Genomic DNA, 2490 nt, shown 5'->3' on the forward strand with positions numbered 1-2490 from the left:
GAGACCGTCCGCCGCCGCCGCGCGGCCGGCGGGCCCGCCGAGCAGACCTTCGCCACCCTGGTCGGCCTGGAGCTGCGCCCGCGCCGGCTGCGCGACGCCTCCCGGCTCTGGGCACTGCTCGCCGACGCCCGCGGCATCGAGGGCCGCGACGCGCTCTGGGAGCACCCGGACATGCTGCCCACCGCCGCCGACCTGGACGACCCGGACGCCTTCGTCCACCGGGGCTCCGCCGACGACCTGGAGGGCGGCATCGACTTCGACGCGCTCGACAAGCTGCTCGGCGAGGCCGCGGCCGGCAAGCCCGACCTCACCAAGAAGGACGAGCAGCCGAAGACCGACGAGGACGGCACCGACGGGAAGGGCGAGCCCACCGCATGACGGCCACCGAGACGCCCGCCACCGAGACCTCCTCCGGCCTGCACGCGGACGCCGTCCGCGCGCTGAGCGGGTGGCGGCCCGCCGACCAGGACCAGGAGCGGCTGCGGCTCGACTACCTGGAGCACCTCGCCGCGCGGCCCGACGGCCTGTACCGCTCCTGCCTGCCCGCGCACATCACCGCGAGCGCGGCGGTCGTCGACCCGGCCGCCGGGCGGGTGCTGCTGACCCTGCACCCCAAGGTCGGCATGTGGCTCCAGATGGGCGGGCACTGCGAGCCCGGCGACCGCGACCTCGCCTCGGCCGCGCTGCGCGAGGCCGTCGAGGAGTCCGGCATCCCCGACCTGGTGCTGCTGGAGAGCGGCGGCACCCCGGTGCCGGCCAAGCTGGACCGGCACCTGGTGCGCTGCGCCGGCAAGGACCGGCCGGAGAACACCCACCTGGACGTCCAGTACATCGCGCTGGCCCCGGCCGGTGCCCAGGCGCTGATCAGCGAGGAGTCGCTGGACCTGCGCTGGTTCGACTACGACCGGCTGCCGGAGCTCACCGACCACTCGGTGCGCGACCTGGTGGCCCGGGCACGGCAGCTGACCGGCTGAGGTGCGACACCGGAAGGGGGCGCGGGCCACATCGGCCCGCGCCCCCTTCCGTCGTTCCTACGGTCGGACCGGCCCGCCCGTGGCTCCCCCATCACCGCGGCGTCAGTCGCAGGAGGCTGCCTGATCGGGCCCGGTCGGGCCCGGAGCGGCGTGCCGGGCGCCCGGGATGTGCGGCAGCCGGGCCGCGGAGACCACGCCCTCCAGGTAGCCGCGGGCCCGCTCGGTCCGCGGGTAAGCCTCCAGCAGGGCCCAGAACGCCGGGCCGTGGTCCGGCACCAGCAGGTGCGCCAGCTCGTGCAGCAGCACGTAGTCCAGCACGTACTCCGGCATGCCCTGAAGACGGTGGGAGAGGCGGATCGTCCCCTCGCTGGGGGTGCAGGAGCCCCAGCGGGAGTTCTGGTTGGTGACCCAGCGGACCTGACTGGGCCGGGCGCGGTCGTCCAGGTAGGAGGCCGACAGCTCGCGGGCCCGGGCCATCAGGGCCTCGTCCCCGGGGATCCGCCGGGACTCCTGGGCGGCGAGCTTCTCCAGCATCTGCGCGACCCAGCGCTGCTCCTCGGCGTGCGACATCCGGGCCGGGATCAGCACGATGGTGCGGTCGCCCTCGCGGTAGGCGGAGACGGTACGGCTGCGGCGGGCGCTGCGGCGCACCTCGACCCGGCTGCGGTCGTGCGCCTCGGGGGCCGTGGCACCGGCGGGCGGCGGCTGCGACGGGGCCGGCCTCGGCTGCTGCCGCTGGTCCGGGCGCCCGCGCGTGTTCGGCGCCGCGACCTGCGACCCGGACGCTGCGGGGGCACGCCGACGCGACGCCGGTGGATGGGAGTCCCGCTCGGCTGCCATGGCACACGACGTTACCCGGTACCACGGACAGAAGTCCGCTGCCATGGCCGGAATCTTTCATGGAGCGATCGGGAACGAAAAGTCGACGGGGGGTGTCTGGAAAGCGACATCGGGAAGGATGGCCAGTTATCCACAGGGCGTGCGAACGGATGGGGTGATCATAAGCACAGGCCTGTGGATAACTCTGCGCACGACATCGGCGTGATGGGGCAAGCTGCGGTCAGCCGTCCGGAAACGATCGGAAGGAAGATCGTCGTGCGCCTCGCCCTCAAGCCCGCGCTGTCCCGCAGCTGGCGGGACTCGGAGACCCTGCAGTTCGGCACCGTCACCCGGTTCGCCGGGGTGCTCGGCAACGCCGACAAGACCCTCTGCGACTTCCTCGCGCTGCTCGACGGGACGCGCGACCGACCGGAGCTCCTGAACGAGGGAGAACGCATCGGGCTCGGCCGCGAACCGGCCGACACCCTGCTCACCGGCCTGGAGGAGACCGGCCTGCTGGACGACGCGGAGGCCGGCCGCCGCGCGCTGGCCCGCTTCCCCGCACAGCAGCGGGACCTGCTCGAACCGGACCTCGCCTCGCTCTCCCTGGTCCACTCCGGGCCGGGCGCCGCACCGGCGGTCCTGGGCCGCCGGGCCGACGCGCGGATCGAGGTGCGCGGCGCGGGCCGGGTCGGCG

Annotated in this window: 3 protein-coding genes and 1 pseudogene; 3 read left to right on the forward strand and 1 reads right to left on the reverse strand. The window is 74.6% G+C overall.

From position 1 onward, the window contains the following. Both AE652_RS39460 and AE652_RS39465 read left to right on the forward strand, forming a co-directional pair. Positions 1–378 (forward strand): zinc-dependent metalloprotease (locus AE652_RS39460; protein ID WP_049660409.1); only part of this gene is annotated, 378 nt, incomplete at its 5' end. Further along, the gene (locus tag AE652_RS39465) at positions 375–974 is read left to right on the forward strand and encodes an NUDIX hydrolase (protein ID WP_049660410.1); all 600 of its coding nucleotides are present in this window, start codon (positions 375–377) and stop codon (positions 972–974) included. The genes AE652_RS39460 and AE652_RS39465, both read left to right, overlap by 4 nt. Positions 975–1076: 102 nt before the next feature. Here the strand turns inward: AE652_RS39465 and AE652_RS39470 are convergent, their stop codons facing one another. Then, positions 1077–1625 (reverse strand): M48 family metallopeptidase, encoded by a 549-nt coding sequence (locus tag AE652_RS39470; protein WP_049660411.1) that lies wholly within the window; start codon positions 1623–1625, stop codon positions 1077–1079. 444 nt (positions 1626–2069) lie between these two features. Here AE652_RS39470 and AE652_RS39475 point away from each other — a divergent pair. Then, positions 2070–2490 (forward strand): annotated as a pseudogene (locus tag AE652_RS39475) (ThiF family adenylyltransferase); the annotation flags it as partial.

Source organism: Kitasatospora sp. MY 5-36 (assembly GCF_001182915.1).
GTDB lineage: Bacteria > Actinomycetota > Actinomycetes > Streptomycetales > Streptomycetaceae > Kitasatospora.